This is a genomic window from Paraburkholderia phenazinium, assembly GCF_900141745.1.
Lineage (GTDB): Bacteria > Pseudomonadota > Gammaproteobacteria > Burkholderiales > Burkholderiaceae > Paraburkholderia > Paraburkholderia phenazinium_B.
Window position 1 is genome coordinate 3,678,328 of the sequence record NZ_FSRM01000002.1, and the last position, 24,554, is coordinate 3,702,881.

26 protein-coding genes are annotated in these 24,554 nt (G+C 62.6%); 16 read left to right on the forward strand and 10 right to left on the reverse strand.

Annotated features, from left to right (window positions below; genetic code table 11):
* Window positions 1–109: 109 nt before the first annotated feature.
* The 6 genes from denD to BUS06_RS36380 form a co-directional block, all read right to left on the reverse strand.
* Window positions 110–1,090, reverse strand: a complete 981-nt coding sequence (gene denD, locus BUS06_RS36355) for a D-erythronate dehydrogenase (RefSeq protein ID WP_074269066.1) — start codon at window positions 1,088–1,090, stop codon at window positions 110–112.
* Entirely contained in the window at window positions 1,087–1,878 is a 792-nt protein-coding gene (gene otnI / locus BUS06_RS36360) for a 2-oxo-tetronate isomerase (protein ID WP_074269067.1), read from the reverse strand. The genes denD and otnI overlap by 4 nt, the downstream gene beginning before the upstream one ends.
* Before the next feature lie 109 nt (window positions 1,879–1,987).
* Window positions 1,988–2,644, reverse strand: a complete 657-nt coding sequence (gene otnC / locus BUS06_RS36365) for a 3-oxo-tetronate 4-phosphate decarboxylase (protein ID WP_074269068.1) — start codon at window positions 2,642–2,644, stop codon at window positions 1,988–1,990.
* Window positions 2,641–3,966 (reverse strand): 3-oxo-tetronate kinase, encoded by a 1,326-nt coding sequence (gene otnK, locus BUS06_RS36370; protein WP_074269069.1) that lies wholly within the window; start codon window positions 3,964–3,966, stop codon window positions 2,641–2,643. Before otnK ends, otnC begins: the two co-directional genes overlap by 4 nt.
* Window positions 3,967–3,979: 13 nt before the next feature.
* Window positions 3,980–4,873 carry an L-threonate dehydrogenase gene (gene ltnD, locus BUS06_RS36375; RefSeq protein ID WP_074269070.1) on the reverse strand — a complete coding sequence of 298 codons (894 nt, stop codon included), beginning with the start codon at window positions 4,871–4,873 and terminating at the stop codon, window positions 3,980–3,982.
* Between the two features lie 94 nt (window positions 4,874–4,967).
* A complete protein-coding gene (locus BUS06_RS36380) occupies window positions 4,968–5,672 on the reverse strand; it encodes a FadR/GntR family transcriptional regulator (RefSeq protein ID WP_074269071.1) in 705 nt (234 codons plus the stop codon).
* A gap of 309 nt (window positions 5,673–5,981) precedes the next feature.
* Here BUS06_RS36380 and BUS06_RS36385 point away from each other — a divergent pair, with 309 nt between their 5' ends.
* Window positions 5,982–6,815 (forward strand): IclR family transcriptional regulator, encoded by an 834-nt coding sequence (locus BUS06_RS36385; RefSeq protein WP_074269072.1) that lies wholly within the window; start codon window positions 5,982–5,984, stop codon window positions 6,813–6,815.
* A 110-nt stretch (window positions 6,816–6,925) separates the two neighbouring features.
* Here the strand turns inward: BUS06_RS36385 and BUS06_RS36390 are convergent, their stop codons facing one another.
* The 4 genes from BUS06_RS36390 to phnF form a co-directional block, all read right to left on the reverse strand.
* Window positions 6,926–8,128, reverse strand: coding sequence for a M20 aminoacylase family protein (locus BUS06_RS36390; protein WP_074269073.1), 1,203 nt, complete (start codon window positions 8,126–8,128; stop codon window positions 6,926–6,928).
* A gap of 77 nt (window positions 8,129–8,205) precedes the next feature.
* Window positions 8,206–8,763 (reverse strand): phosphonate metabolism protein/1,5-bisphosphokinase (PRPP-forming) PhnN, encoded by a 558-nt coding sequence (gene phnN, locus BUS06_RS36395; RefSeq protein WP_074269074.1) that lies wholly within the window; start codon window positions 8,761–8,763, stop codon window positions 8,206–8,208.
* Window positions 8,760–9,512 (reverse strand): DUF1045 domain-containing protein, encoded by a 753-nt coding sequence (locus BUS06_RS36400; RefSeq protein WP_074269075.1) that lies wholly within the window; start codon window positions 9,510–9,512, stop codon window positions 8,760–8,762. The genes phnN and BUS06_RS36400 overlap by 4 nt, the downstream gene beginning before the upstream one ends.
* The gene (phnF, locus tag BUS06_RS36405; RefSeq protein WP_074269076.1) at window positions 9,509–10,267 is read right to left on the reverse strand and encodes a phosphonate metabolism transcriptional regulator PhnF; all 759 of its coding nucleotides are present in this window, start codon (window positions 10,265–10,267) and stop codon (window positions 9,509–9,511) included. Before phnF ends, BUS06_RS36400 begins: the two co-directional genes overlap by 4 nt.
* 178 nt (window positions 10,268–10,445) lie before the next feature.
* Here phnF and phnG point away from each other — a divergent pair, with 178 nt between their 5' ends.
* The 15 genes from phnG (at window position 10,446) to BUS06_RS36480 (ending at window position 24,533) form a co-directional block, all read left to right on the forward strand.
* Window positions 10,446–10,928, forward strand: coding sequence for a phosphonate C-P lyase system protein PhnG (phnG, locus tag BUS06_RS36410; protein WP_074269077.1), 483 nt, complete (start codon window positions 10,446–10,448; stop codon window positions 10,926–10,928).
* Window positions 10,929–10,951: 23 nt separating this feature from the next.
* Window positions 10,952–11,578, forward strand: a complete 627-nt coding sequence (phnH, locus tag BUS06_RS36415; RefSeq protein ID WP_074269515.1) for a phosphonate C-P lyase system protein PhnH — start codon at window positions 10,952–10,954, stop codon at window positions 11,576–11,578.
* Complete coding sequence (locus tag BUS06_RS36420) at window positions 11,578–12,819, forward strand: carbon-phosphorus lyase complex subunit (RefSeq protein ID WP_083611755.1); 1,242 nt, start codon at window positions 11,578–11,580, stop codon at window positions 12,817–12,819. Before phnH ends, BUS06_RS36420 begins: the two co-directional genes overlap by 1 nt.
* A complete protein-coding gene (locus tag BUS06_RS36425) occupies window positions 12,816–13,763 on the forward strand; it encodes an alpha-D-ribose 1-methylphosphonate 5-phosphate C-P-lyase PhnJ (RefSeq protein ID WP_074269078.1) in 948 nt (315 codons plus the stop codon). Before BUS06_RS36420 ends, BUS06_RS36425 begins: the two co-directional genes overlap by 4 nt.
* Window positions 13,760–14,542, forward strand: coding sequence for a phosphonate C-P lyase system protein PhnK (gene phnK, locus BUS06_RS36430; RefSeq protein ID WP_074269079.1), 783 nt, complete (start codon window positions 13,760–13,762; stop codon window positions 14,540–14,542). The genes BUS06_RS36425 and phnK overlap by 4 nt, the downstream gene beginning before the upstream one ends.
* A gap of 8 nt (window positions 14,543–14,550) precedes the next feature.
* Complete coding sequence (phnL, locus tag BUS06_RS36435; protein WP_074269080.1) at window positions 14,551–15,318, forward strand: phosphonate C-P lyase system protein PhnL; 768 nt, start codon at window positions 14,551–14,553, stop codon at window positions 15,316–15,318.
* A 36-nt stretch (window positions 15,319–15,354) separates the two neighbouring features.
* A complete protein-coding gene (locus tag BUS06_RS36440; RefSeq protein ID WP_074269081.1) occupies window positions 15,355–16,488 on the forward strand; it encodes an alpha-D-ribose 1-methylphosphonate 5-triphosphate diphosphatase in 1,134 nt (377 codons plus the stop codon).
* Window positions 16,489–17,324: 836 nt separating this feature from the next.
* Window positions 17,325–18,107 carry an ABC transporter substrate-binding protein gene (locus BUS06_RS36445; protein WP_074269082.1) on the forward strand — a complete coding sequence of 261 codons (783 nt, stop codon included), beginning with the start codon at window positions 17,325–17,327 and terminating at the stop codon, window positions 18,105–18,107.
* Window positions 18,108–18,377: 270 nt separating this feature from the next.
* Entirely contained in the window at window positions 18,378–19,493 is a 1,116-nt protein-coding gene (locus BUS06_RS36450) for a succinylglutamate desuccinylase/aspartoacylase family protein (RefSeq protein WP_074269083.1), read from the forward strand.
* A gap of 383 nt (window positions 19,494–19,876) precedes the next feature.
* Window positions 19,877–21,028, forward strand: a complete 1,152-nt coding sequence (locus tag BUS06_RS36455) for a porin (RefSeq protein WP_074269084.1) — start codon at window positions 19,877–19,879, stop codon at window positions 21,026–21,028.
* A 199-nt stretch (window positions 21,029–21,227) separates the two neighbouring features.
* Window positions 21,228–21,623: a DUF6232 family protein gene (locus BUS06_RS36460; RefSeq protein ID WP_074269085.1), complete on the forward strand. Its 396-nt coding sequence runs from the start codon at window positions 21,228–21,230 to the stop codon at window positions 21,621–21,623.
* Window positions 21,624–21,820: 197 nt separating this feature from the next.
* Window positions 21,821–22,177, forward strand: coding sequence for a hypothetical protein (locus BUS06_RS36465; protein WP_074269086.1), 357 nt, complete (start codon window positions 21,821–21,823; stop codon window positions 22,175–22,177).
* A gap of 220 nt (window positions 22,178–22,397) precedes the next feature.
* A complete protein-coding gene (locus BUS06_RS36470; protein WP_074269087.1) occupies window positions 22,398–23,483 on the forward strand; it encodes a hypothetical protein in 1,086 nt (361 codons plus the stop codon).
* 115 nt (window positions 23,484–23,598) lie between these two features.
* On the forward strand, window positions 23,599–24,090 hold the full coding sequence (locus BUS06_RS36475) for a helix-turn-helix domain-containing protein (RefSeq protein ID WP_074269088.1): 492 nt from the start codon (window positions 23,599–23,601) through the stop codon (window positions 24,088–24,090).
* A complete protein-coding gene (locus tag BUS06_RS36480; RefSeq protein WP_074269089.1) occupies window positions 24,090–24,533 on the forward strand; it encodes a hypothetical protein in 444 nt (147 codons plus the stop codon). Before BUS06_RS36475 ends, BUS06_RS36480 begins: the two co-directional genes overlap by 1 nt.
* Window positions 24,534–24,554 lie beyond the last annotated feature (21 nt).

Sequence of the window (24,554 nt, forward strand, 5' to 3'; positions counted from 1 at the left end):
GTATATCGAACATTCAGCCCTGATGATAGGCGTGGCGCGGAAACCGTGTCAAGTGCGGCTGGTTTGCCAACGGGAGACAAACATCGGAAGAATCAGGCTTTGCCGCCTGTCACCGAGGCTGAATGTGCTCATCCTCGATGTAGCTGCGGATCACATCTGCAAAGCTCGACTCGCCTTTCAGGCCGAGCTGCTCCGCACGCGCGGTGTCCCACCGGCCGGGCCAACTGCCGACAATCTTCTCGATGCGTGGATCTGTCTGCCATTCGATGCGCTTGACCACCTCATCACCTGCGACTTCGCGCAGCGCGGCGACCATCTCATCGACACTGACCGAAATACCCGGCAAATTCACCGTACGAAGGTTGCCGAGCGCGGCGGCGTCGATTTCGAGCCCCGCGATCAGACAGGCAATCGCCTTGCGCGGCGAAAGCAACCACAGGCGCGTGCCGCCGGCCACCGGGCAGATCGCCGCCTCGCCGTTCAGCGGCTCGCGAATGATGCCGCTCGCAAACGACGACGCCGCAGCATTCGGCTTGCCGGGGCGCACGCTGATGGTCGGCAGGCGCAACACCCGACCGTCGACGAAGCCACGCCGCGTGTAATCGTTCAGCAGCAATTCGGCAATCGCTTTCTGCGCGCCATACGAGGACTGCGGATTCAACGCCGTATCGTTGCGCACGACGTCCGGCATATCGCCACCGTACACGGCGACCGAACTCGTGAACACGACGCGCGGCCGATGCCCGCGCAACCGGCAAGTTTCCAGCAGCAGACGCGAGGCATCGAGATTGATGCGCATGCCGAGATCGAAATCCGCCTCGGCCTGCCCACTGACAATCGCGGCCAGATGGAAGATGGCTGAAGTCTGCTCGTCGATCACGCGCTCAAGCACGTCGGACTCGGCGATATCGCCCACTTCGGCGCGCACCCGGCTGTCGCTGAATCCGCTAGCGGCGACGACGTCGAGCAGCACGAGTTCGGTAATCGGTTGCGGCTGGCCGTCCGGTCCCTTCAGTTCGCCGCGTGCCAACAGTTCGCGTGCGAGACGTTGACCGAGAAACCCCGCGCCGCCAGTGATCAGTACTTTCATGATGTCTGCCGTCCCTGATAGTTCCTGAGCCAGCCCAAGCCTTCCGACGTCCCTGCCCGCGGCCGATATTCGCATCCGACCCAGCCGTCGTAGCCGAGCTTGTCGATCAGATCGAACAGATAGGGGTAGTTCAGTTCGCCGATATCCGGCTCGTGCCGCTCAGGCACACCGGCAATCTGGATATGCCCGATGCCGGCCATATCGCGTTTCAGCTTGAATGCAAGGTCGCCCTCGACGATCTGGCAGTGATAGCAGTCGAATTGCACCTTCAGGTTGGGCGCGCCCACTTCCGCGCAGACCGATTGTGCGTCGTCCTGACGATTGAGAAAGAAGCCAGGGATATCGCGCGTATTGATCGGCTCGATCACGATCGTGATCCCATCGGCCTGTGCAGTCTGCGCGGCATACGCCAGGTTCTGCAGATACACCTCGCGATGCCGGTCGCGCGATTGGTCCGCCCCAATCAGGCCGGCCATCACATGCAGCGAGCGGTTGCCGAGCTGGCGGGTGTAGTCGAGCGCGGTATCGAAGCTGCGGCGAAACTCTTCTTCGCGGCCCGGCAGCGATGCAATTCCACGCTCGCCGCCCGCCCAGTCGCCCGGCGGCGCGTTGAAGAGCGCCTGGGTCAGGCCGTGATCGGCGAGGCGTTGCTTGAGCTCCTCGGCCGGAAAATCGTAGGGAAACAGAAACTCCACGGCCTTGAAGCCGTCTTGCGCCGCGGCGGCAAAACGGTCGAGAAAACCGTGCTCGGTGTACATCATGGTCAGGTTGGCAGCGAAGCGAGGCATTGCAGCAACTCCTTTTTCTGGGGAACAGCGAAGCGCTCCGCGCGCTTCGCTGATAGGTAAATATTTTGGGTGGCGCACCGAACCCGGCGTGCACGACGCGCGCTGAGCGCTACCAGCGCGCGCCGAATACGCTACGCAACTCTTCAAGCGCTGCGTCGTCGAGCGGTGACGGACGCGGGTTAGTCATCAGCCACAGGCGCGCCGTCTCCTCGAACTCTTCCAGCGCATAGGACGCCTGCGCCACCGAGCGCTCCCACACTACCGGCCCGAGCCGCTCCAGCAGCACACCGCGCACCGTGCCGGCGAGCGCTGCAATCCGCTCGGCCACCTGCGGGTCGCCCGGACGGCGGTAGCGGATCAACGGGATGTGGCCGACTTTCATGACGTAGTACGGCGTGATCGGCGGCAGGACGTCGGCTTCGCTCCACACCCCTGCCAGCGTCAAGGCGACCAGGTGCGTCGAATGTGTATGGATGACGCCGCGAGTTTCCGCGTTGCGGGCATAGATGCCGCGGTGCAAGGCCAGCGTCTTCGAAGGTCTGCCGCCGGAAACCGTATTGCCCGCCAGGTCGACCTTGGCAATCTCCGCAGGATCGAGCCGGCCGAGGCAGGCATCGGTCGGCGTGATCAGCCAGCCATCGTCGAGACGCGCGCTGATATTGCCTGCGGTGCCCACGGTATAGCCGCGCTGATACAGGCTTGCGCCTGTGGCGCAGATTTCCTCGCGGACCTTCGATTCTTCACCGCTATGGATTCCTAACGTCATGACGCCGCCCCGTCGAGATGACGTAAGGCCTTGGCAAAGAAATCGGTAGCGCCGAAGTTACCGGACTTGAGTGCGAGTGCAAGCGGCACATCGCCCGTGGTCGCGGTGGCCGGTACGCCCGGATCGATTTGCGCGCCGATGCGCAGCGTGTGCACGTCGAGTGCCTGAACCACGGCCCCCGAAGTTTCGCCCCCCGCCACCACAAACTTGCGCACGCCTAGTTCATGCAAACCGCGCGCGATCGACGCCAAGGTACTTTCAACCAGGTGTCCGGCCTGCTCGACACCGAGTTCGCGCTGCACAGCCTTCACTTCATCGGGCGTCGCAGTCGCGTAGATCAGTACCGGTTGCCTGTCAGCGAAGTGTTCGCGCGCAAACGCAAGCGCCTGTTCGACCACCGGCTCGCCGCGCGCAGCCGCCAGCGGATCGATCCGAAAGGCCGGACGGCTTTCGCGCCAGGCCGCTACTTGCGCGTTGGTCGCCTTCGAAGCGCTACCCGCCAGCACCACCGAGAGACCTTCGATCGAGGGCAGCTGTCCTGCGTCTGCGGTCTTTGAAAGCAAACCAGCGCGGCGGAAATTTGCCGGCAACCCGATTGCAATGCCAGAACCGCCCGTGATCAGCTTGAGATCGGCGCACGCTTCGCCGAGTGTATGCAGATCTGCATCGGAGAGCGCATCGGTAATCGCCATGCGCACGCCGTCCCGCTTTAATGCGTTAAACGATTCGCGTACCGCCGCAACACCCTGCGCCACACTGTCGTAGCGAACGAGGCCAACTTTCGACTCCGTCTGCCGCTGCAGGACGCGCACCAGATTCGCATCGGTCATGGGCGTGAGCGGGTGGTTCTCCATGCCGGATTCGTTGAGCAACACGTCGCCGACGAAGAGATGACCGCGGAAAATCGTGCGGCCGTTCTCCGGAAACGCCGGACAGGCGATCGTGAAAGCGTCAGCGCCGCCGTGCGATTGCCCGGCAGGGCCGGATAAGGCATCAAGTAACGCATCGGCAACCGGACCGATATTGCCCGCATCGGTCGAATCGAATGTCGAGCAGTACTTGAAGAAAAATTGCCGGCAACCTTGCGCGCGCAACCACTCGAGCGCGGCAAGCGATTGCGCGACCGCGTCTGCGGCTGGGATCGTGCGGGACTTTAGCGCCACCACCAATGCATCGGCTTCCACCGGTTCATCGGAATTCGGCACGCCGATGCTCTGAACCGTGCGCATGCCGCCGCGCACCAGCATGTTGGCGAGATCTGTGGCGCCGGTGAAATCGTCGGCGATGCAGCCGAGTAGCGGCTGCGAAGATGAAGTCGTCATGACAGCGCTCCTGCTACGACTTCGCCGCCGGCACCTCGATGCCGGGGAAAATCTTGATCACCGCCGAGTCGTCCTCGCCGCCGTGCCCCGCCGACGAAGCCATCATGAACATCTGATGTGCCGCAGCCGAGAGCGGCAGCGGAAATTTCGAACGGCGCGCGGTATCCAGCACGAGACCGAGATCCTTGACGAAAATATCGACTGCGGAGAGCGGCGTGTAATCGCCCTTGAGGATGTGCGGCACGCGGTTTTCGAACATCCATGAATTGCCGGCGCTATGCGTAATCACGTCGTACAGCGAGTCGGCGTCGACGCCTTCGCGCAAGCCAAGCGCCATCGCTTCCGCGGCGGCAGCAATATGCACCCCCGCGAGCAACTGGTTGATGATCTTCACTTTCGAGCCAAGCCCATGCACGGAACCCAGCCGGTAAACCTTGCCGGCCATCCCCGTTAGCACGTCTTCGCAGGCGGCGTAGGCCGCAGCAGGTCCCGAAGTCATCATCGTCATCTCACCGGACGCGGCTCGCGCTGCGCCGCCCGAGACGGGCGCGTCGAGCATCTGCAGACCGGCGGCCTCGACGCGCTTGCCGAGGTCAAGGGCGAAGTCAGGGGAAACCGTTGCGCTCGCAATCACTACGCTGCCAGGCTTCATGCTGGCCACCGCGCCGCGCTCACCGAACAACACCGCGTCGGTTTGCGCCGCGTTCACCACCAGCGTGATCACCACCTCGCACTGCGCCGCCAGTTCAGCAGGGTTTGCACAGGCGACGCCGCCATCCGCAGCGAAACTCTCCAGCACGGCACTGCGCAGATCGCACGCGTGCACCCGAAAACCTGCCCGCAGCAACGAGCGGGCGACGCCCAATCCCATTGCACCGAGGCCGATAACTCCAACGTTTCTGGACATGCTCTACTCCGAGTGAAATTCGTATGGTTCGACGTGGCCGCGCCAACGGCATGTACCGCTGCGCGCTCGCGTCTCGAGCATCAATGCTCAAGGCTCAGCAAATGCCAGCCTCTGCCAGACGGCGGGCTGCGTTGTACATATGCGTGCGGGCAGCGTTGCGCGCTTCCATCGGATCGCCTGCGCGAATCGCGGCGACAATCGCCGCGTGTTCATCGCGCACCTGGCGCGAAAAGTCTTCGCGCAACGACTCGTTGCGGCGCGTGACGACGGTCCCAGCTTCCAGGTATTGATTCAGAAACGCGAGCGTCTTGAGGAAATAGGGATTTCCGGTGGCCACGGCGATTGCGCGATGAAAGGCCACGTCCTCGGCAACGCCGTCCTGGCCCTCGGCCGCCGCCTCATCGATCTTCGCCAGCGCGGCGTCAATCGACATCATGTCGGCGTCGCTGCGTCGCATCGCGGCTTCGGAGGCGACCTCGGCTTCGATCGCCCGGCGCAACGCGAGAATCTGCAACACCGAGCCGGTCTCGACCGCTTCTGCGTAGTCAATGCGCAACGGCCGGATCGCGCCGTGTGCCGCGATGAAGACCCCGCTGCCCTGACGCGGCTCGACCACACCTTCGTTCTTCAGGCGCGAGATCGCTTCGCGAATCACCGTGCGGCTCACACCGAACTGCCCGGCCAGAACGGCTTCCGTTGGAAGCTTGCCGCCGCGCGCGAAGGTGCCTTTATCGATCTGCTTGAGCAGTTGCTGCGCGACCGTGTCGCTGAGGGCACGGGCGGGAATCTTCTCGAACATGCGAGTCCCGATTGATCATGTTATCGGGTCATCATACAAATTTATGCCATCGGCTGCATCCGCGAAAACCCTGGGCGGATCACCAGCCCCGCCCGATAATCCGCCTTGTGCAAATCGCCCGTCGATACGCCGCATTCGGCTCAGCTCCGCCAGGAAACAAAATCGGCGAGGTTGGCGAAACGCAGGGCATAAGCTATCTTCACGGCTTTCTGCTCCTGCGCGCGGCCGGGCAACGCACCGTTGGCCCAACTTCGCTGCGCAGGCCAGCGGCGTGCCCATCCGTTACCCCATGCATTCCTGAAGAGGCCCATGAGCAAAGCCCCCCAAGCGTCTCCTGCCGATCCGTCCAGCGCCCCCGACGCGGCGGACGCTCCGGACAGACCGGGCGATTCCTACGTGCAGTCGTTCGCACGCGGTCTCGCAGTGATTCGCGCGTTCAACGCGGAACGGCCGGAGCAGACGCTGACCGACGTTGCTGCCGCTGCCGGTCTCACCCGAGCCGGGGCACGACGCATTCTGCTGACACTGCAGACGCTCGGCTATGTCGAAACCGAGGGGCGCCTGTTCCGCCTGACGCCGAAGATTCTCGATCTCGGCTTCGCCTATCTGACGTCGATGCCGTTCTGGAATCTGGCCGAGCCGGTGATGGAAGAGCTTTCGGCGCAGGTCCACGAAAGCTGTTCGGCGGCGGTGCTCGATCGCACCGAGATCGTCTATGTGCTGCGCGTGCCCACCCATAAGATCATGACGATCAACCTGTCGATCGGCAGCCGCCTGCCGGCGTATTGCACGTCCATGGGCCGCGTGCTGCTGGCTGCGCTCGACGACCAAGCGCTCGACGCCACGCTCGGCTCCACGCCTTTGTACGCTCACACGGCGCGCACGGTCACCGACAAGGAAGAGTTGAAAAAGATCATCGCCCAGGTGCGCCGTCAGGGGTGGGCGATCGTCGATCAGGAACTGGAAGGCGGCTTGATTTCGTTGTCCGCACCGATCCGCAACCGGCAAGGGCGCGTGATCGCGGCGATGAACATCAGCGGCAATGCACAGCGTAATTCCGCCAAGCAGATGGTGAAGGCTTTTCTGGAGCCGCTGCAGCAGGCGGCGCAAAACGTGTCGGACCTAGTGGCGCGGCGCGGGTAGGTGGTCGCACCCGCTGTGTTCTCACCCGCGCTCGCCTCAGTCCACTACCCTATCCACCGCTCTATCTGCCGCGTCCCGCAGCGTTAAAGTCAGGGTATCCAACGACTCGCTCACTGGCCCAGATAGCGCTCGACGAGCCGCGTCCAGTACGCCGCACCCACTGTCAGGTTGCGGTCGTTGAAATCGTAGTGCGGGTTGTGCACCATACAGCCGTCCTCGCCCACGCCGTTGCCAATGCGCAGAAACGTGCCCGGCCGCTTTTGCAGCATGAACGCAAAGTCTTCGCTGCCCATCAGCATGTCCGTCTGTGCGACCACCTTGTCGTCGCCCACCAGTTCGCGCGCCACTTCAATGGCGAAATCCGTTTCGGTATCCGAATTTACTACCACCGGATAGCCTTCGATGTACTCCACCACCGCCTTCGCGCCATAACTTTCCGCCTGGCTCTCGGCCAGCTCAGTGATGCGCTTTTTCAACAGCGCGCGCACTTCCGGATTAAACGAACGCACGCTCAATTCCAGCCTGGCTGTACTTGAGATCACGTTGTTTGCGGTGCCCGCATGCATCGAGCCAACCGTTACAACGGCGGCCTGTGACGGGTCGACGTTGCGCGCCACGATGGTCTGCAAGGCCATCACGATGCTGGCCGCTACGACCACTGGATCCACCGTCATGTGTGGACGCGCGGCATGCCCGCCAACGCCTTCAATGGTGATGATGGGCTTGTCGCCCGCCGACATGAACGGCCCCTTGCGAAACAGCAATACACCCGGTTCCGCGCCCGGATGGTTGTGCATGCCAAACACCGCATCGCAGGGAAAGCGTTCGAACAGACCGGCTTCGATCATCTTCTTCGCACCGCTGTCGATCCCGCTTTCTTCAGCCGGCTGGAAATATACGTGTACCGTGCCCGAGAACCGCCGCGTCTTCGCGAGATGTTCCGCGGCGCCGAGCAGCATGGTGGTGTGACCGTCATGGCCGCACGCATGCATCTTGCCGTGGTTACCGCTCGCGTACGGCAGGCCGGTCTCTTCGACGATCGGCAGCGCGTCCATATCAGCGCGAATGCCGATGCTGCGCTTGCCGTCGCCCGCCTTGAGCGTGCCGACCACACCCGTGCGCCCCACCCCACGCGTCACCTGCCAGCCCCATTGTTCGAGCTTGCCGGCCACCAGCTCAGCCGTCGCGACCTCTTCGTAGGCCAGCTCCGGATGATGATGAATGTGGTGGCGGATTTCCCGCAGGCTCTCGGCAACAGGCGCGAGATGTTCGACTTCAGTGAACTGGCCGGCGGGATGGGATGCTTCGCTCATCGTGGACTCCAAATGGTTTTAGCGCCGCAATCAATACGGCGAACTGACGACGACGATAGTATGCCCTTGCTGGGAAATCAAAGTCCGAAGGCGACAGCGCCGCGTACTACTTCGACAAAGGCGTGGCCGGCGTCTTCGAGCGCGCCGGAGTTGTCGATCGTGGTCATGTGCACACCATCCGGCAAGGAAAACGGCGCCCGCCGCGCGAGACGTGCCGCGACCTGTTGCGCGCTTTCGCGTGCCCGTGCGCCGAGACGTGCTTCAAGCACGTGAGGCGCAGCGTCGATATGAACCACGTAGACCGATGGATAACGCTCGAGCGTTTGCTGCAGATGCTGGCGCGAGCCGTTGATGACCACGGTGCAACCCTGCTCGAGCCACGCGTCGAGCTCGATGCCGATGCCGTAACGCAGCCCATGGCTCGACCATTCGAGCGCAAAAAGGCCAAGGGCGGAGCGTACTTCGAACTCCTCCAGGGTCAGCTCGACGTGATCCTCGCCATTGCCGCTGGCCCGCGTAATGTATCGATGCGCAAACAGGATGGGCTCCCCTACGACACGCTTACGGGCGAAGCCCAGCAGCGAATCCTTGCCCGCGCCGGACGGGCCCATCACATAGATCAGACGGCCATTCACTGTTGCTCCACTCCCTCAGTCTGAAACGGCAGACGCTGCCATAGCACGAAGGGTTCGCCCGGCGCCGGTTCGACGAACAGCGCCGCACTGTCGACCATCAGCGGACCTAGCGCAGCAATCCTGTCATGCCACCACGCGACGAGCGCCGCGCGTTCGTGCGCGGCTTCGAGCGAACTGGACAACGTCATGTGAAAACGGAACTCGTCGAACACGTATGGATAGCCCCATTCGACGAGCAGATCGCGCTGGCGACCGGTCAGCGGCGTAGCGAGACGGCGCGCCAGATCCGCAGCGGAAGGCTTGGCGCGCAAACCGTCGAGCGTACGCAGAGCGCTCGAGGCCAACTCGCGCATGCTGGCTTCGCCGATGGGCTCAGCCGGCCGCAGCGCGACAAAATCGCCAAGCGTGGCGGCTTCCGCCGGCAAGACAAAGCGCTTTTGCTGTTGCGCCCAGCGACGCGCATCGTCGAGTACCCCACGCGGCGTGACACCGTCAGCAAGCCGAAAGGGAGCGACCAGCGTGCCGTGCCAGCCGTAGCGGCGCGGTGCTTTCGTCAGCTCGCTGACGCTGCGCGTGAGCGCCGCCGGTTGCGGCGGCGTATAAGAAACACCGCTCTCCACATCGCCGCCGAGCCATTCGGAACCAGCCAACCACCACGCGGAATCGCGCGACGGCGCGTAATACACCGCAAAACGCGCCTGCCCAGACCATTCGAACGCTTCGTTCGCCTTCCACGCCGCGTCGCTCATACGTCGTTTTCCACCAGCAGTTGCACGCGGTCCGCCGCGAAATGCGTCACGCCATATTTGATCGGCGTACCTTCCACGTCGACGTCGACGTTCTCGACCCACAACACCGGCTGCTGCCGGTTGATATTCAGCCGCCGCGCGACTTCCGGCTCGGGCAGCACGCTGCCGATGCGGCTCCACTTACGCAAATAGTCGGTTACGCCGAACTCGGCCAGCGCCTTCGTGATACCTCCGGTGCGTTCAAGCACGTCGGGCAGATCCGCGAAACGCGCAGCCGGATACCAGCTGCGCGCGAAGGTCAGCGGCACGCCGTCCGACTCGTGCATCGACTCGATCCGGTAGACCGCCGCGCCGGCGCGCAAGCCGAGCGCCTTGGCGACGTTCGGTTCGGCCTTCGCCCGGGCCGCCGACAACATGGCGCCGGCCGCCGCGTGATGTTGCTGGCGCAGGTTCTCGGTGAAGCGTGTACGGCGGCCGATCGTATAGTCGATCGCGCCGGGCTGCACAAAGGTGCCGCGCCCCTGCTCCACGCTCACGAGGCCGAGCGCCGCCAGCCCAAGCATGGCGCGGCGCACCGTGTGACGGTTGACGTCAAAGCGTTTGGCAAGCTCGCCTTCGCTCGGCAGGCGCCCTTCCGCGCCGAAACCACTGGCCGCGATCTCGGCCGCGAGGATCTGCTCGATCTGCCGCCACACGGCAACGCCCGCGCCCCGTTCGAGCTGTTTGCCCGGCGTAGCGGTGTCGTTCGATGTCATGGTGCTGTCATTCCCTTCAGTTCAAATATTCATTGTGACGTGCATTGTAGTGCGCAAGCCGTGATGGAAATATGAAAACACGAGCGTCCTGCAAGCACAACTATCTTACCTCTAAACGTCTAGACGTTTAGACGAATAGATGGTCAAATGTCTACTCGCCGGACCAACAGGAACCTCGATGAGCGCCTCTTCCGCCACGCCCTCCTCCGCCATGCGGCGCGCATGGATGGCCGTGCTTGCCCATACGCCGCGCGCCGAACTTGAAGCCGCACTGAGCCACGCGCTGGACGGCGCGAGTCCGCCGGAATTCGACTGGCTACGGCCGCCCGAAACCGGTCTCGCCATGGTGCGCGGCCGCGTCGGCGGCAGCGGCAACGCCTTCAATCTCGGCGAAGCCACCGTCACCCGCGCCACGCTGCGCTTGCGCAGCCCGGCCGAGCAGGCGCCGGTGGGCGTAGCCTGTCATCTGGGCCGCGACCGGCGTCGCGCCGAACTCGCTGCGCTGGCCGATGCGCTACTGCAATTGCCTGAGCAGCACGCGCGGCTGCATGGCCAACTGATCGAACCGCTCGCCGCGCAACTCGCCGAAAAGCGCGCGGCACGGCGAGACGAAGCCGCGTCGACACGCGTCGAATTCTTCACCATGGTGCGGGGCGACTGATGGACAACCTGACAAAAAACGCGATGAACTCCTCACAGATTGCCCTCTCCACGCTTGCCCCTGGTTTTGTGGATCCGGTGCACGACACCCAGGCGGTGTTCCGCACGCTGCTCGATGCGCTATCGCGGCCGGGCACGGTGGGTGTCGTAGAGAACGTGCTGCCCGCATCGCAGGCATCCGGCACACACCGCTCGCGCGCCGAACTGGCTGCTTTAGCGGCGCTTCTGACACTGTGCGATTACTCGACACCCGTATGGCTCGCGCAACCGGACGCCGCGCTGGCCTCGGCATTGCGCTTTCATACTGGCGCACCGCTCGTCGACGATGTGCACGACGCCGCGTTTGCGTATATCCATGACGCCGCGCTGTTGCCGGAACTCGAACACTTCTCGCTCGGTGCGGCGGAAACGCCAGAGCAATCGGTGACCTTGCTGATCCGCGTCGATGCGCTGACCGGTGGACCCAGCGTCGTGCTGAGCGGCCCTGGCATCGAACGCACGGCCACCATCGCGCCGCTCGGGCTGCCCGAACATTTCTGGCGCGAGCGCGCCAGCCTCGCGCCGCTGTTTCCGTGCGGCATCGATTGCTACCTCGTCTGCGGCAACACGCTGATCGGTCTGCCGCGCACAACTCATGCAAAGGTGAACTGATGTACGTTGCCGTCAAAGGTGGAGAACGCGCGATCGAAGCATCGTGGCGTCTGCTCGACAAGTCGCGCCGCGGCGATACGCGGCTCGCCGAATTGGGCGTCGGGCAGATCCGCGAACAGTTGCGGCTCTCGGTGGCCCGTGTGATGACCGAAGGTTCGGTGTACGACGAAGATCTCGCGGCACTCGCCATCAAGCAGGCCGCCGGCGATCTCGTGGAAGCGATCTTTCTGCTGCGAGCGTATCGCACGACGTTGCCGCGCTTCGGATATACGCAGCCGCTCGACAGCGAAGCGATGGTGGTCGAGCGTCGCATTTCGGCGACCTTCAAGGATCTGCCGGGTGGGCAGTTGCTCGGCGCTACTTACGATTACACGCAGCGTCTGCTCGATTTCTCGTTGATGGCTGACGAACAGGCAAACGGTGGGAGTACTGATGACGCTTTACACAGCGCTGCTGCCACGGCCGCCGCTCAGCGTGCAGCGCTCGGCGACACCAGGCCCGAATCGATGCCCCGGGTCGTCTCCCTGCTCAACAAGGAAGGCCTGATCGAACAGGAAAAACCCGCGCCCGGCTCAGCGGAGCCCGGCGATCTGACACGTGAGCCGCTCTCGTTTCCGGCAGACCGTGCAACACGTTTGCAGAATCTCGCGCGCGGCGACGAAGGCTTCCTGCTGGCTATGGGTTATGCGACGCAGCGCGGCTACGCAAACTCGCATCCTTTCGCGGGCGAAATCCGTTTCGGCTCGGTCAGCGTCGAGATGGAACTCGATGAACTGGGCGAAGCCGTCGAGATTGGCGAGATCGACATTACCGAATGTCAGATGATCAACCAGTTCGCCGGCAGCCGCGAGGTTCCGCCCACCTTCACGCAAGGCTACGGTCTCGCCTTCGGTCACTCGGAGCGCAAGGCGATGGCCATGGCGTTAGTGGACCGCGCGCTGCGTGCTGAAGAGCTGGGCGAAACGCTCGCATCGCCGACCCAGGATATCGAATTCATGCTGTCGCATAGCGATAACGTCGAAGCCTCCGGCTTCGTCCAGCATCTGAAGCTGCCTCACTACGTCGACTTCCAGGCCGAACTCGAACTCGTGCGCCGTTTGCGTGCGCAACATGCGGCACAAGTTGCGGAAGCGGAACCGGCTACAGAAGCGACGCAGGCGAAATCGGCAGCAGAACCTGCAGAAACGCCGCAGACGCTGCAACCCGCCAACGGCCACGATCATCAGGAGCAAGCCGCATGAACGCGCCCGATCCACAACTTGCCGGCGGCGCGCCATACGACCGCGCGGCCGAAGGCTACAACTTCGCCTATCTCGACGAGCAGACCAAGCGGATGATCCGCCGTTCGCTCCTGAAGGCCGTCGCAGTACCTGGCTATCAGGTACCGTTCGCTTCGCGCGAAATGCCGTTGCCTTTTGGTTGGGGCACGGGCGGGATCCAGGTGACCGCTGCGATCATTGGCCGCGACGACACGCTCAAGGTGATCGATCAAGGTTCGGACGAGACCACCAACGCGGTCAATATCCGCCGCTTTTTTGCGCGCACTACCGGTGTCAAGACCACGCGCCGCACGTCGGAAGCGACGATTGTGCAGACCCGTCACCGCATTCCCGAAACGCCGCTGACCGACAAGCAGATTCTCGTCTATCAGGTGCCGATGCCCGAGCCGTTGTACCGGCTTGAGCCGCGCACCGCCGAAACCAAGAAGCTGCATGCGCTGGCCGACTACGGTCTGATCAGCGTGAAGCTGTACGAAGACATCGTGCATCACGGTGGAATCGCTACGACCTACGACTATCCGGTGATCGTCAACGAGCGCTATCTGACGTCGCCCTCGCCGATCCCGAAGTTCGACAATCCGAAGATGCATATGAACGCCGCGCTGCAACTGTTCGGCGCGGGCCGCGAGCGGCGCATCCATGCCATTCCGCCGTACACGCGAGTGCGCAGTCTCGACTTCGATGACCATCCGTTCGAAATCCAGCACTGGGAACATGCGTGCGCGCTGTGCGGATCGAGAGAAAGCTTTCTCGACGAGATGATCGTGGACGATCAGGGCACCCGCATGTTCGTGTGCTCGGATAGCGACTACTGCCACGACCGGCGCGAACAGCAGACTGGCGACGCGGGCGAAAGCGACGCGCCAGACGCGCTCGTCAAGCACGCTGAAGGAGAATCCGCATGACCGCACGCCTCACACCGCTGATGAGCGCCCGCGCCATCACCAGGCAATACGGCGGCCGTAACGGCTGCAGGAACGTGAGCTTCGATCTGTATCCGGGCGAGGTGCTGTGTATTGTCGGCGAATCGGGTTCGGGCAAAACGACCTTGCTGAACACGCTGGCGCTGCGAACCGAGGCCGATAGCGGCACGCTGCACTATCACGCCACGCACGGCGAAAAGCTCGACTTGCTGGCCATGTCCGAGCCGCGCCGGCGTTTGCTGATGCGCACCGAATGGGGCTTCGTCCAGCAGAATCCGCGCGATGGCCTGCGCAGCGGCGTATCCGCGGGCGCCAATATAGGCGAGCCGCTGATGGCGGTCGGCGCGCGCCACTACGGGCAGATTCGCGCTACCGCGACGCAATGGATGGAGCGCGTGGAACTCGACGCAACGCGCATCGACGAATTTCCCGCCGCGTTTTCCGGCGGCATGCAGCAGCGTCTGCAGATCGCGCGCAATCTCGTCACCGGGCCGCGCCTCGTGTTCATGGACGAACCCACCGCCGGTCTCGACGTCTCCGTGCAGGCGCGTCTGCTCGACCTGTTGCGCACGCTCACCAGCACGCTGCATCTGTCGGTGCTGATCGTCACGCACGATATCGGCGTGGCGCGTCTGCTCGCGCATCGTTTGATGGTCATGCAAGGTGGTGAAGTGGTCGAATCGGGTTTGACCGATCAGGTGCTCGACGATCCGCAACACCCATACACGCAAACGCTGGTTTCTTCCGTCCTGCCGGTTTGAGGTTCACGATGTCATCCATCGAATCACGCGCGTCTGAACGCGCTTTCATCGACAACGCAGCGCTGATGTTGCGCGCCGTCGATATCCGCAAGACCTTCACGCTGCATGCCCAGGGCGGTGTGCAGATCGATGCGCTCGCGGGCGTCTCGCTGGACGTCGAGCAGGGCGAATGCGTCGTGCTGGTCGGGCCGTCTGGCATCGGCAAGAGCACGCTGCTGCGCTGCCTGTATGGCAACTATCTGGCGAGTTCAGGCTCCATTGCGATCCGCTCGGATGCAGACGAGGCGCAGCACGTCGCCCTTACCGGCGCCGAACCGCATGACGTGTTGCGTTTGCGGCGCAACGTGGTCGGCTATGTGAGCCAGTTTCTGCGGGTCATTCCGCGCGTCACCACGCTCACGCTCGTCGCCGAACCGCTGGTGTCGCGAGGCGTGGCGGAAGAAGAAGCGCTCGGGCGAGCCGCCGCGCTGCTGACGCGTCTGAACGTGCCCGAACGGCTGTGGTCGCTCGCGCCCGCCACGTTTTCCGGCGGCGAGCAGCAACGCGTGAACATTGCGCGCGGCCTGATCGCCGGTCATCCGTTGCTGCTGCTCGACGAGCCCACAGCTTCGCTCGATGCCGGGAATCGCGACGTGGTTGCCGATCTGGTCATCGAAGCGCGCGAGCGCGGCGCGGCCATTGTCGGTATCTTTCACGATGAAGACACGCGCGCGAAGGTGGCGACACGCCGCCTCGAACTTCAGCCACCGCTGCGTCATCAAGCGGCGCTACACTGAGCAGTGAAACCAGCAGACTGACTACGGAGCATGTCGATGTTGATCAGGAACGCTCGCATCGTGACGCGAGACGAAGTATTCACCGGTGTGGTGCGCATCGAAGACGGCAAGATCCACGACGTCGAACGCGGCACCACCTCGGCACGCGAAGCAGAAGACTGGGACGGCGATTTCCTGCTGCCGGGTCTGATCGAACTGCATACGGACAATCTCGAGAAACATCTCGTGCCGCGTCCGGGCGTGGAATGGAATACAGATGCGGCCTTCGTGATCCACGATGCACAAGTAGCCGCTGCGGGCATCACCACCGTATTCGACGCGCTCGCCATCGGCACACGCGCGAATGCCGGCATCCGTGGCCGCGATCTGCAAACGAAATGCGCGCAGGCTCTCACGCGCTTCCATGAAAAGAATCTGCTGCGCGCCGAGCACTTTTTGCATCTGCGTTGCGAGATTGCCACCGCCGACGTGGTCGAAGTGTTCGATTCGTTGTGCAAGCATCCATTGCTGCGCCTTGCTTCCGTGATGGATCACACGCCGGGCCAGCGGCAGTGGCACGACCGCGAGCAATGGCGCCGCTTCCAGGAACGCAATGGCAAGCTCACCGACGAGCATGTGACAACCGCGTTGGCCGAACTGGCTGACGAGCAGGAGCGTTATGCGGATGCGCACCGCCGCGAGATCGTCGCGCGCTGCAAAACCCTCGGTGTGCCGGTAGCGAGCCATGACGACACGCTCGTCGAGCACGTCGCACAGGCCGCAGCCGAAGGCATCGTGCTGGCGGAATTCCCGACCACCCGCATCGCCGCCGAAACCGCACGGGAGTACCGTATCTCCACCATCATGGGCGCGCCGAACATCGTGCGTGGCGGTTCGCATTCGGGCAACGTGTCCGCACTCGAACTCGCCAAGGCGGATCTGCTCGACATCCTGTCGTCCGATTACGTGCCGTCGAGCCTGCTCACTGCCGTCTTCGACCTGGTGGACAAGGCCGGCTGGACGCTGCCGCGCGCCATGGCGACCGTGTCGGCCGAGCCTGCGCGCACCGCGGGGCTGCACGACCGCGGTGCGATCGCGCCGGGTCTACGGGCGGACTTCGTACGCGTGACGATGCTCGATACATTGCCGGTGCCCCGCGCCACCTATCGCGAGGGGGCGCGGATCGTGTAAGGACTGTGGCCAATCCGGCTACCCCCGCGATGAACGATCCAGACTGGATGAACGAGATGCTCCGGACTCCGACACGTTTTGCGACGTTGAACGTGTCGACCTGTTACCGCCGTGGAGTGCGGTTTGGAACCGCCATGTGGCAACCAGGCTACGCACAGGCTCCGGCACCCGTCGCGGCACGGCGAAGTCTGAAGAGGCGGATCGCCCAGTGGCTTAAACGTTGAACATGCCGTATTCAATCCGCCGGCGAGAAGGGTGGACAAATCTGTTGGCGCGATCGTCACGCGTGCGGCCCGATGGGCGCGCGCACGCAAACTTGCTCATTTGCGTCACGTATTTGCGTTTTTTAGCCACGTAGGTCACACGCACACGCCCGATTCACTCGAAGCGTCGCTGCCACGCGAGCCGTGGCGAGAAAGCCCGCATGAGCGGCATCAACGCTTGGCAGACATCCGCTCACGCAGCCTGTTCACGGCCCGAATGTCCTTGATTCAATTAGCAAATTCCTGGAATTCGTCGTCCGCGCTTCACGCACTTCATGCATCGCGCATGAGACGCTCCTCGTTCGGGTATGACCGGCGGCTAGTTGAACGTACGTCAATTAGCCCACTTGATTTAACCGCAGTCCGCACGCAAACTCTTCTCGCTCTGTCAAGACGCCATCCGGTGTTTTACTGAGTACGTAAACTTTTTGACCTGATAAGCTTTGCCCGCGCTGCTGGCCGCCTGGGTCCGCAGCCGGTCAACCTGCCCGGTCGTGAGTCGCGCCGGGCACTATCTCGCGGCGGCACAACCGTCCGCGGGAGTAACACGAACTACCACCGAGGAGTAAAACAGTGAAAAAACTGCTAGCGGCTTTGACGGTTGCTCTGCTTGCCACCGTCTCGATTGGCGCACATGCGAAAGACTGGACCACCATCCGTTTCGGTGTCGACGCCAGCTATCCCCCGTTTGAATCGAAGGGTTCGGACGGCAAGCTCGTCGGTTTCGACATCGACCTCGGCAATGAAATCTGCAAGCGTCTGAATGCAAAATGCGTATGGGTTGAAAACGACTTCGACGGCATGATCCCGGCACTGAAGGCGAAGAAGTTCGACGGCGTGCTGTCGTCCATGTCGATGACGCCGCAACGTGCGGAACAGATCGCTTTCTCGTCGAAGCTGTTCAACACGCCGACGCGCCTCGTGACCAAGAAGGGTTCGGGTCTGCAGCCGACGCCGGCATCGCTGGCGGGCAAGTCGGTTGGCGTCGAACAAGGCACGATCCAGGAAACGTATGCGAAGACCTACTGGGAGCCGAAGGGCGCCAAGGTGATCTCGTACCAGAACCAGGATCAGGTCTACACCGACCTGCTGTCGGGCCGTCTGGACGCATCGCTGCAAGACGCGGTTGAAGCGGACATCGGCTTCCTGAAGACCCCGCGTGGCGCAGGCTATGAGTTTGCCGGTAAAGACATCATCGACGAGAAGGTCCTCGGCAATGGTGCAGGCATCGGCATGCGCAAGGAAGACACCGACCTGAAGGCCAAGGTCGACAAGGCGATTGCCGACATCATCAAGGACGGCACGTACAAGAAGCTCGAGAACAAGTACTTCACGTTCGACGTGTACGGCAGCTGATCGCAGCTGGCGCGGCTTGCCGCGCCACCGCGAAATGGCTCCAACGGGCTCCGCTCCAGGCGGGGCCCGTTTCGTTTGGGCAGCGTGCAATCACCGCTCGCGCTGGTGGGCTACTCCACATTGCGTTCGCTTATCGGCTAAGATCGAGCGATTACGCTTCGCGGCGCCGGCCATGCCCGACGCACTGCAAGCCGCTGAAAAATTCGATTTTCCAAACTGAAATCAACGACATAGCGCGACTCCCCGCGAGGTCGCCGCGCTTCAGAGACCATGCAAACGCTAACCCATCCGCTGATTTCCCCGACACTCGGCACCGCACGCAACCTGACGAGTTTTCACTACGGTCCCGGCGGCGGGCAAAAAATCTATATCCAGTCTTCGCTGCACGCCGACGAACTGCCCGGCATGCTGGTGTCCTGGGCCCTGCGCCGCAAGCTCGAAGCGCTCGAGGCCGCCGGCAAGATCAAAGGCGAGGTGGTTATCGTGCCGGTGGCAAACCCGATCGGCCTGAACCAGCACTTTCTCGGCCATCACATGGGCCGCTTCGAAGCCACCACCGCGCAGAACTTCAACCGCAACTTCCATGATCTGGCGGCCCTCGTCCTGCCGGTGATCGAAGCGCGCCTGACCGACGACGTCGAGCACAACCGCCAGGCGATCCGCGCCGCGACGGGCGAGGCGCTCGACGCAATCAAGCCGGAAACAGAACTGCAATCGCATCGCCTCGCGCTGCAGAAGCTGTCGTACGACGCCGACGTCGTGCTCGACCTGCACTGCGACTGGGAAGCGGCCATGCACATCTACACCAATCCGGACCTGTGGACGGAGGTCGAGCCGCTCGCGCGCTATCTGGAAGCTAAGGCGTCGTTGCTGGCGCTAAATTCGGTAGGCAATCCGTTCGACGAGATCCACAGCTTCTGCTGGTCCGATCTGCGCGGCCGTTACGGCGACCGGTTCCCGATTCCGAACGGCTCGGTGTCGGTGACAATCGAACTGCGCGGCCAGCGCAACGTTTCGTATGAGTTCGCCGAGCACGACGCGCAGGCGATCATCGAGTATCTGACGCACCGCGGCGTGATCGACGGTACGGCGGCGCCGATGCCCGCGCTCGAGTTCGCCGCCACGCCGCTCGCCGGCGCTGAACCGATCGTCGCGCCGATCAGCGGCGTACTGGTGTACCGCACTGAAGTCGGCACCTGGGTCGACGCCGGCCATGAGATCGCCGATATTGTCGACCCGCTGACGGATCGCGTCGTGACGCTCAGGAGCAGCGTGGCCGGTGTGATGTACGCGCGGCACCTGTCGCGCTTTGCGACCGCCGGGCTGGAATTTGCCCGTATTGCAGGGGCGAAGGCGTTTCGTTCGGGATCGTTGTTGTCAAACTGACCGTGTGAACTGACCGGCGAGAGAGCGGTGGCGTTAGCGATGCCACCGCTGCTTCATTGGCTAAGTCAGCCGCTCTGTATAACTTAGTCACCCTAACTATTACCAATCGCGCAGACCGATAATGGAGTCGCGTGGCTCACAAGCCATCCCCACCGCCCTCCGCGAAGGTACTCCGGGTATACGCACAAACGACGCCCAAGCGCCGGACTATTTCAAGTTTTGAAATTGAATTGTTGCATTTGTACGACGATTTCAATTATTACATGTCTGTCACAGAGCCTTCACCCCCTTCCCTTACATTTCACGCCATCGCGTGACCGGCCAAAAGAGTCAGGCGCGCGTTCGCTTCTCGCGCGATTGCATCATTTAAACCGGAGAATCTCTTGAACAAGAAAGTCTTAGCCACCGCGATCCTCGCAGCGTTCGCTGGCGCCGCTCACGCACAAAGCAGCGTGACCCTGTACGGTTTGATCGACGCAGGTGTCACCTACGTGAACCATGCAGGCACTGGCGGCAAAAGTCTGTATCAATATGGTGACGGCGTCTCGCAAGGCAGCCGTTGGGGCCTGCGCGGCTCCGAAGATCTGGGCGGTGGTCTGAAGGCCATCTTCCTGTTGGAAAACGGCTTTAACTCGGGCACGGGCGCGCTGGGTCAAGGCGGCGCCCTGTTCGGCCGTCAGGCCTACGTCGGCCTGACGAAGGACACCATCGGCTCGCTCACGTTCGGCCGTCAGTACTCGTTCTCCACCGACTATCTGGGCGGCGCGTATGCCAACGGCGGCGAGACCGTCGCAGGCAACTACGGCTACCACATCAACGATATCGATCAGCTCACGTCGAGCCGTATCAACAACTCGGTCAAGTTCACCAGCGCGAACTTCTACGGCCTGACGTTCGGTGCGATGTACGGCTTCTCGAACCAGGCTGGCGCGTTTGAAGGCTCGCCGGGTTCGAGCGGTTCGTCGTCGGCCTACAGCTTCGGCCTGAACTACAACAACGGCCCGTTCGGTATCGGCGCCGCGTACACCGATATCCGCTTCCCGGGTTCGGCAGCACCGTCGTTCTCGACGACGCTCGCCAATGCATCGTCGGTTACGGGTGCGGCAGGCGTTGCGAAGGACCTGGCTACGGCTGGCGTCGGCGCCAAGTACTCGATCGGACCGGCTACGCTGTGGGCATTGTGGACGCACACGAACATCGAGCAGATCGTCGGCCACATGACGACGTTCAATGCGTATGAAGCAGGCGCCAAGTACGCGATCACGCCGGCACTGACGGGCGCATTGGGCTACACGTACATGCAGGCGAAAGATCTGACCAACGGTCACTGGAACCAGGTCGACGCCAGCGTCGACTATGCACTGAGCAAGCGCACCGACGTGTACCTGCTCGGCGTGTATCAGGACGCCAAGGGCAAGGCCGCAAACGGCGCCGCCCTGCAATCGCAGATCGGCGTGAGCACGAGCAGCTACCTGCCGGTTTCCGGTACGGACTCGCAGCTGGCAGTTCGCGCGGGCATCCGCGTCAAGTTCTAAGCGGAATCTGCGTCCCGGGCGGCAGCACGCCCCCGGGACGTGCCGTGAGAACAGAAAACGCCTGAACGAAGGCGCCTGTCATGGGCACTTCGTTCGGGCGTTTGTACGTTTAAGTAACCGTCTGCGTCACCCCGCCCCTTCCTGCTCGCGCCCCGCTTCTGGTACCCTGCGCCCTTTGCTACCGCTTGCATTCAACCTGATGGAAATCCCCTTCAACGACCGTGGCGTCTCGGTCACGCGCAATGCACTCTCCTCCGCCGGGCAGGTTTTCCCGCTGCGCGAGATCCAGAGCGTGCGCGTCGTTACCGTGCAAAAGAACAAGATCCTGCCCGTGGCGATCTCGGTGATCGGCCTGATCGGCGCGATTGCCGGCGGCGTGTTCCGCTCATCTGTCGGCATTGTCTGCGGGATCATGCTGGTGGTGGTGGGCTGGCTCACGTGGATCACCCAGGACGTCACGCATCGTCTGATGGTCCAGACCAGCAGCGGTGAGCGCGAGGCGCTTTCGAGCGTCGATCTCGAGTTCGTCGAACGGGTGGCGCAGACCGTTCGGGAAACGATGGCGGCAGCGCCGGCTCAGGCTCCGAAAGATTGACCTGGCGGCATCAGGTGATAAACGCGGCGGTAGAAGCAGCGGCAAAAAGCGACAACGCTCGCCGTTTGCACCGACCCTCCCCCGTTAACACAAAATTAACCTGAACACGGCGAGCTTTTGCACTCGCTTGAGACTCGCGCGGCTAAAGTGGACTCGTCTCCACAACACGCCGCCGACCTCCGTGGCGGCGCCCCACGATGTTACAGTCCACCGCCACGCCTGCTACGGTCGCCCCGCGAGGTTTGCGCTCACCTGCTTCTTCCGCACCCTCCGCACCAGTCCGTGTACCTCTCGTCACCCTCGATGTGACGGTACCCGGCACCTCTTCGACAACCGGCAGGCGGGCGTTGCAAGCCGCGCTCGGCAAGAATCTGCGGCTCTATGTCGTGACCATCGACAAGCGCAACGAGCGCATCACCTTTCGCGTAGAAGTCATCTCACGCACCCTCGATGAAGTAATCGGCGCATTAGCCCGCGCGCTGGACCGGGCCATCCTCGGCCGCGCGGTGGAGAGCGTGATCCGCCAACCACGTGATTTTTCGCTGGGTCGTTGATCCGGATCAAGCTGTTACATTTTTCTTCATTTCGGTATAGGGAGGCGGGTAGAGTCTGCGGTTCTGTTGATCCCGCGTTCCCTCCCGCAGGCTCCGCACGCGCCCAATTCCACCGCCCACAAGGCGACGGGCCTTCGCGACAGTTCGTCACTGCGGCTCGCCTCACCGTTTACGATGCACCGCCTCCGTCTGGGACACGCTCTTTTGCAAAGTGTGCCCCATGTCCCTGCTGTCCCGAAATTCCCTGAGCTTCATTCGCAGCCATCTCCTGAGTGCTTTCACAGTCGCGGCGCTTGCTGGCGGCGTCGTTTCGCTGAGTGGTTGCAGCGTCACCTTTCCGGTTCCGACGCCTCCCGCCCCCGCAGCCACGCTAATTAACGGCGGCAATGACGGCGTGCTTATCCCGCTGCATGTCGAACGGGCCGATGAAGGTCACGCGCGGCTCGGCATGCCGGTTCAACTCGACGGCAAAGCCGTCTACATGGCCTTCGACAGCGGCACCGAAGGCGTGCGCGTGCTCTCCAAGGTGTTGCCGGGAACGAACTATCCGGTCACGGGCGCCACGACGTCCATGACGTTCGCGAATGGCGCCCAGGTTTCCGGACCGTCTGTCAGGCTGCCTGTTAGCGTGATTGGCACCAAACCGGTTGAAGTGAGCGCACAAACTGTCAACGACGTGCGCTGTCAGCGCAACAACAAACACTGCCTCGCCATGGATGGATATACCGGCGAGTTCGGCTTTGCGTTCTCAGGTGTATTCGGCGCCGGCGCCGCACAACCGTTCGACGGTTGCTGTACGAATCCGCTGCGGGCATTGCCGGGCAATCTCGGTCAGCGCTATCTGGTGCATGCGAATTTCGACAAACCTTTTGTGATCCTGAGCCCGTCACCGGGCCTCACGCACAATTTCACGATGGTTCCGATGACGGTGTCGCAAGCCGGTGCGCTGCAGTGGCCGGTCGGTTGCGTGCAGATTGCCGACAAGATGCGCTTCTGCGCGCCGGTGGTGTTCTCGACCGGCAGTACCGAGATGATTCGCGTAGAGACCGACAAGGCGCCCAACTGGACCGGCGACGGCGAGGAGAATGACGTGCTCGCGCAAGGTAACTACGACGTGGGGCTTGGCGTCGGTTCGTGGGGACATCGCTATGAGAGCGCGCAGATCACGATCGCCAAGACGAAGCCGGGTGCGAACCGGATCGTGGTGGGGCTGACGGCAATGCAGAACATTGACGTGCTGCTTGATTTCCAGCACGGGCAGTTGGGGTTGCATGCGGTGAAGACTTCGGAGACGTTGGCGCCGTGAGGAAACGTGAATCGACAGTGTCGCAAGCGTTTTCTGTCTGGATTCTGTAGCGAATGAGTCGGCGACGACCAATTCCACAAATTTCACGAAGAGTTGCGCAGAAGCGCCTACAACTATGAGCCAGATCACCACATCACCCGCCGAATTTGCGACGAGTACGAGTTCATGGGACTCGTTATTCGTCACTAGCGATGCTCAAACGTGTCAGTCGTCCGCCTCGGCATTGGCACTTTGGATCGACGCCCGTGAGGCAGCAGCACGTCCGCGGCGACCCGGCGCAGTCTCTGCCGCGAACATCCTGTCAGCCCGCGAAAAAGCCAATCCCGAGTACGCCTCTCGCTTGTCCGCGGCACGGAAGCGACTGGCCAACGAGTTTTATGGAACACCAACATCGCTTTCGCAGATGCGCCTCAGCAAGGGACTTTCTCAGGTGGCACTCGCCGAGAAACTCGGCACGAGCCAACCCCACATCGCAAAAATTGAAGCAGGCAAGGTAAAAATACAGTTCGCCACCGCCGTGCAGTTGGCCGACGCGTTGGGCATCACACTGGATGAGCTTCGGCCTTTGATCGAGCAGGCAGTCGCTGAATCATTCGCGGAGAAGTAATGACCCGCTATGCCTTTTGTCATTTCTGCGACGACGTACGAGTTGAAATAGGCTTCAAGACTTCAATCATGGGGCTCTACGGTGGGGATCTTTTAGTGCCCGCCAATCCGACGGTCCTGCCCAAGCTTTGCATCGTAGCCTTTGCGATCACGGATACCGATCATCCCTTCCACTCTCTGACCGTCCAGATCAGCGAGGGCGACCGTGTCTTGATCGACAACCCGATTCCGTCCGAAACGCTTGCAGGAATTCAGCGCGACATCCAGGCACGAACTGACGCGGAAGACACGACGTCGCGAATTTCGATCGGGACGAATTTGTTCATCAGCCCGTTTGCGGTCGACAGAAACATGACCATCAAAACGATGGTCATCGCGGACGGCGAAGAGATGGTTGCTGGACGCCTGCACGTTAAGTTCGCGTCTGCTACGCGCACACGTTGATCTGCCCTTAGAGACGCGCGG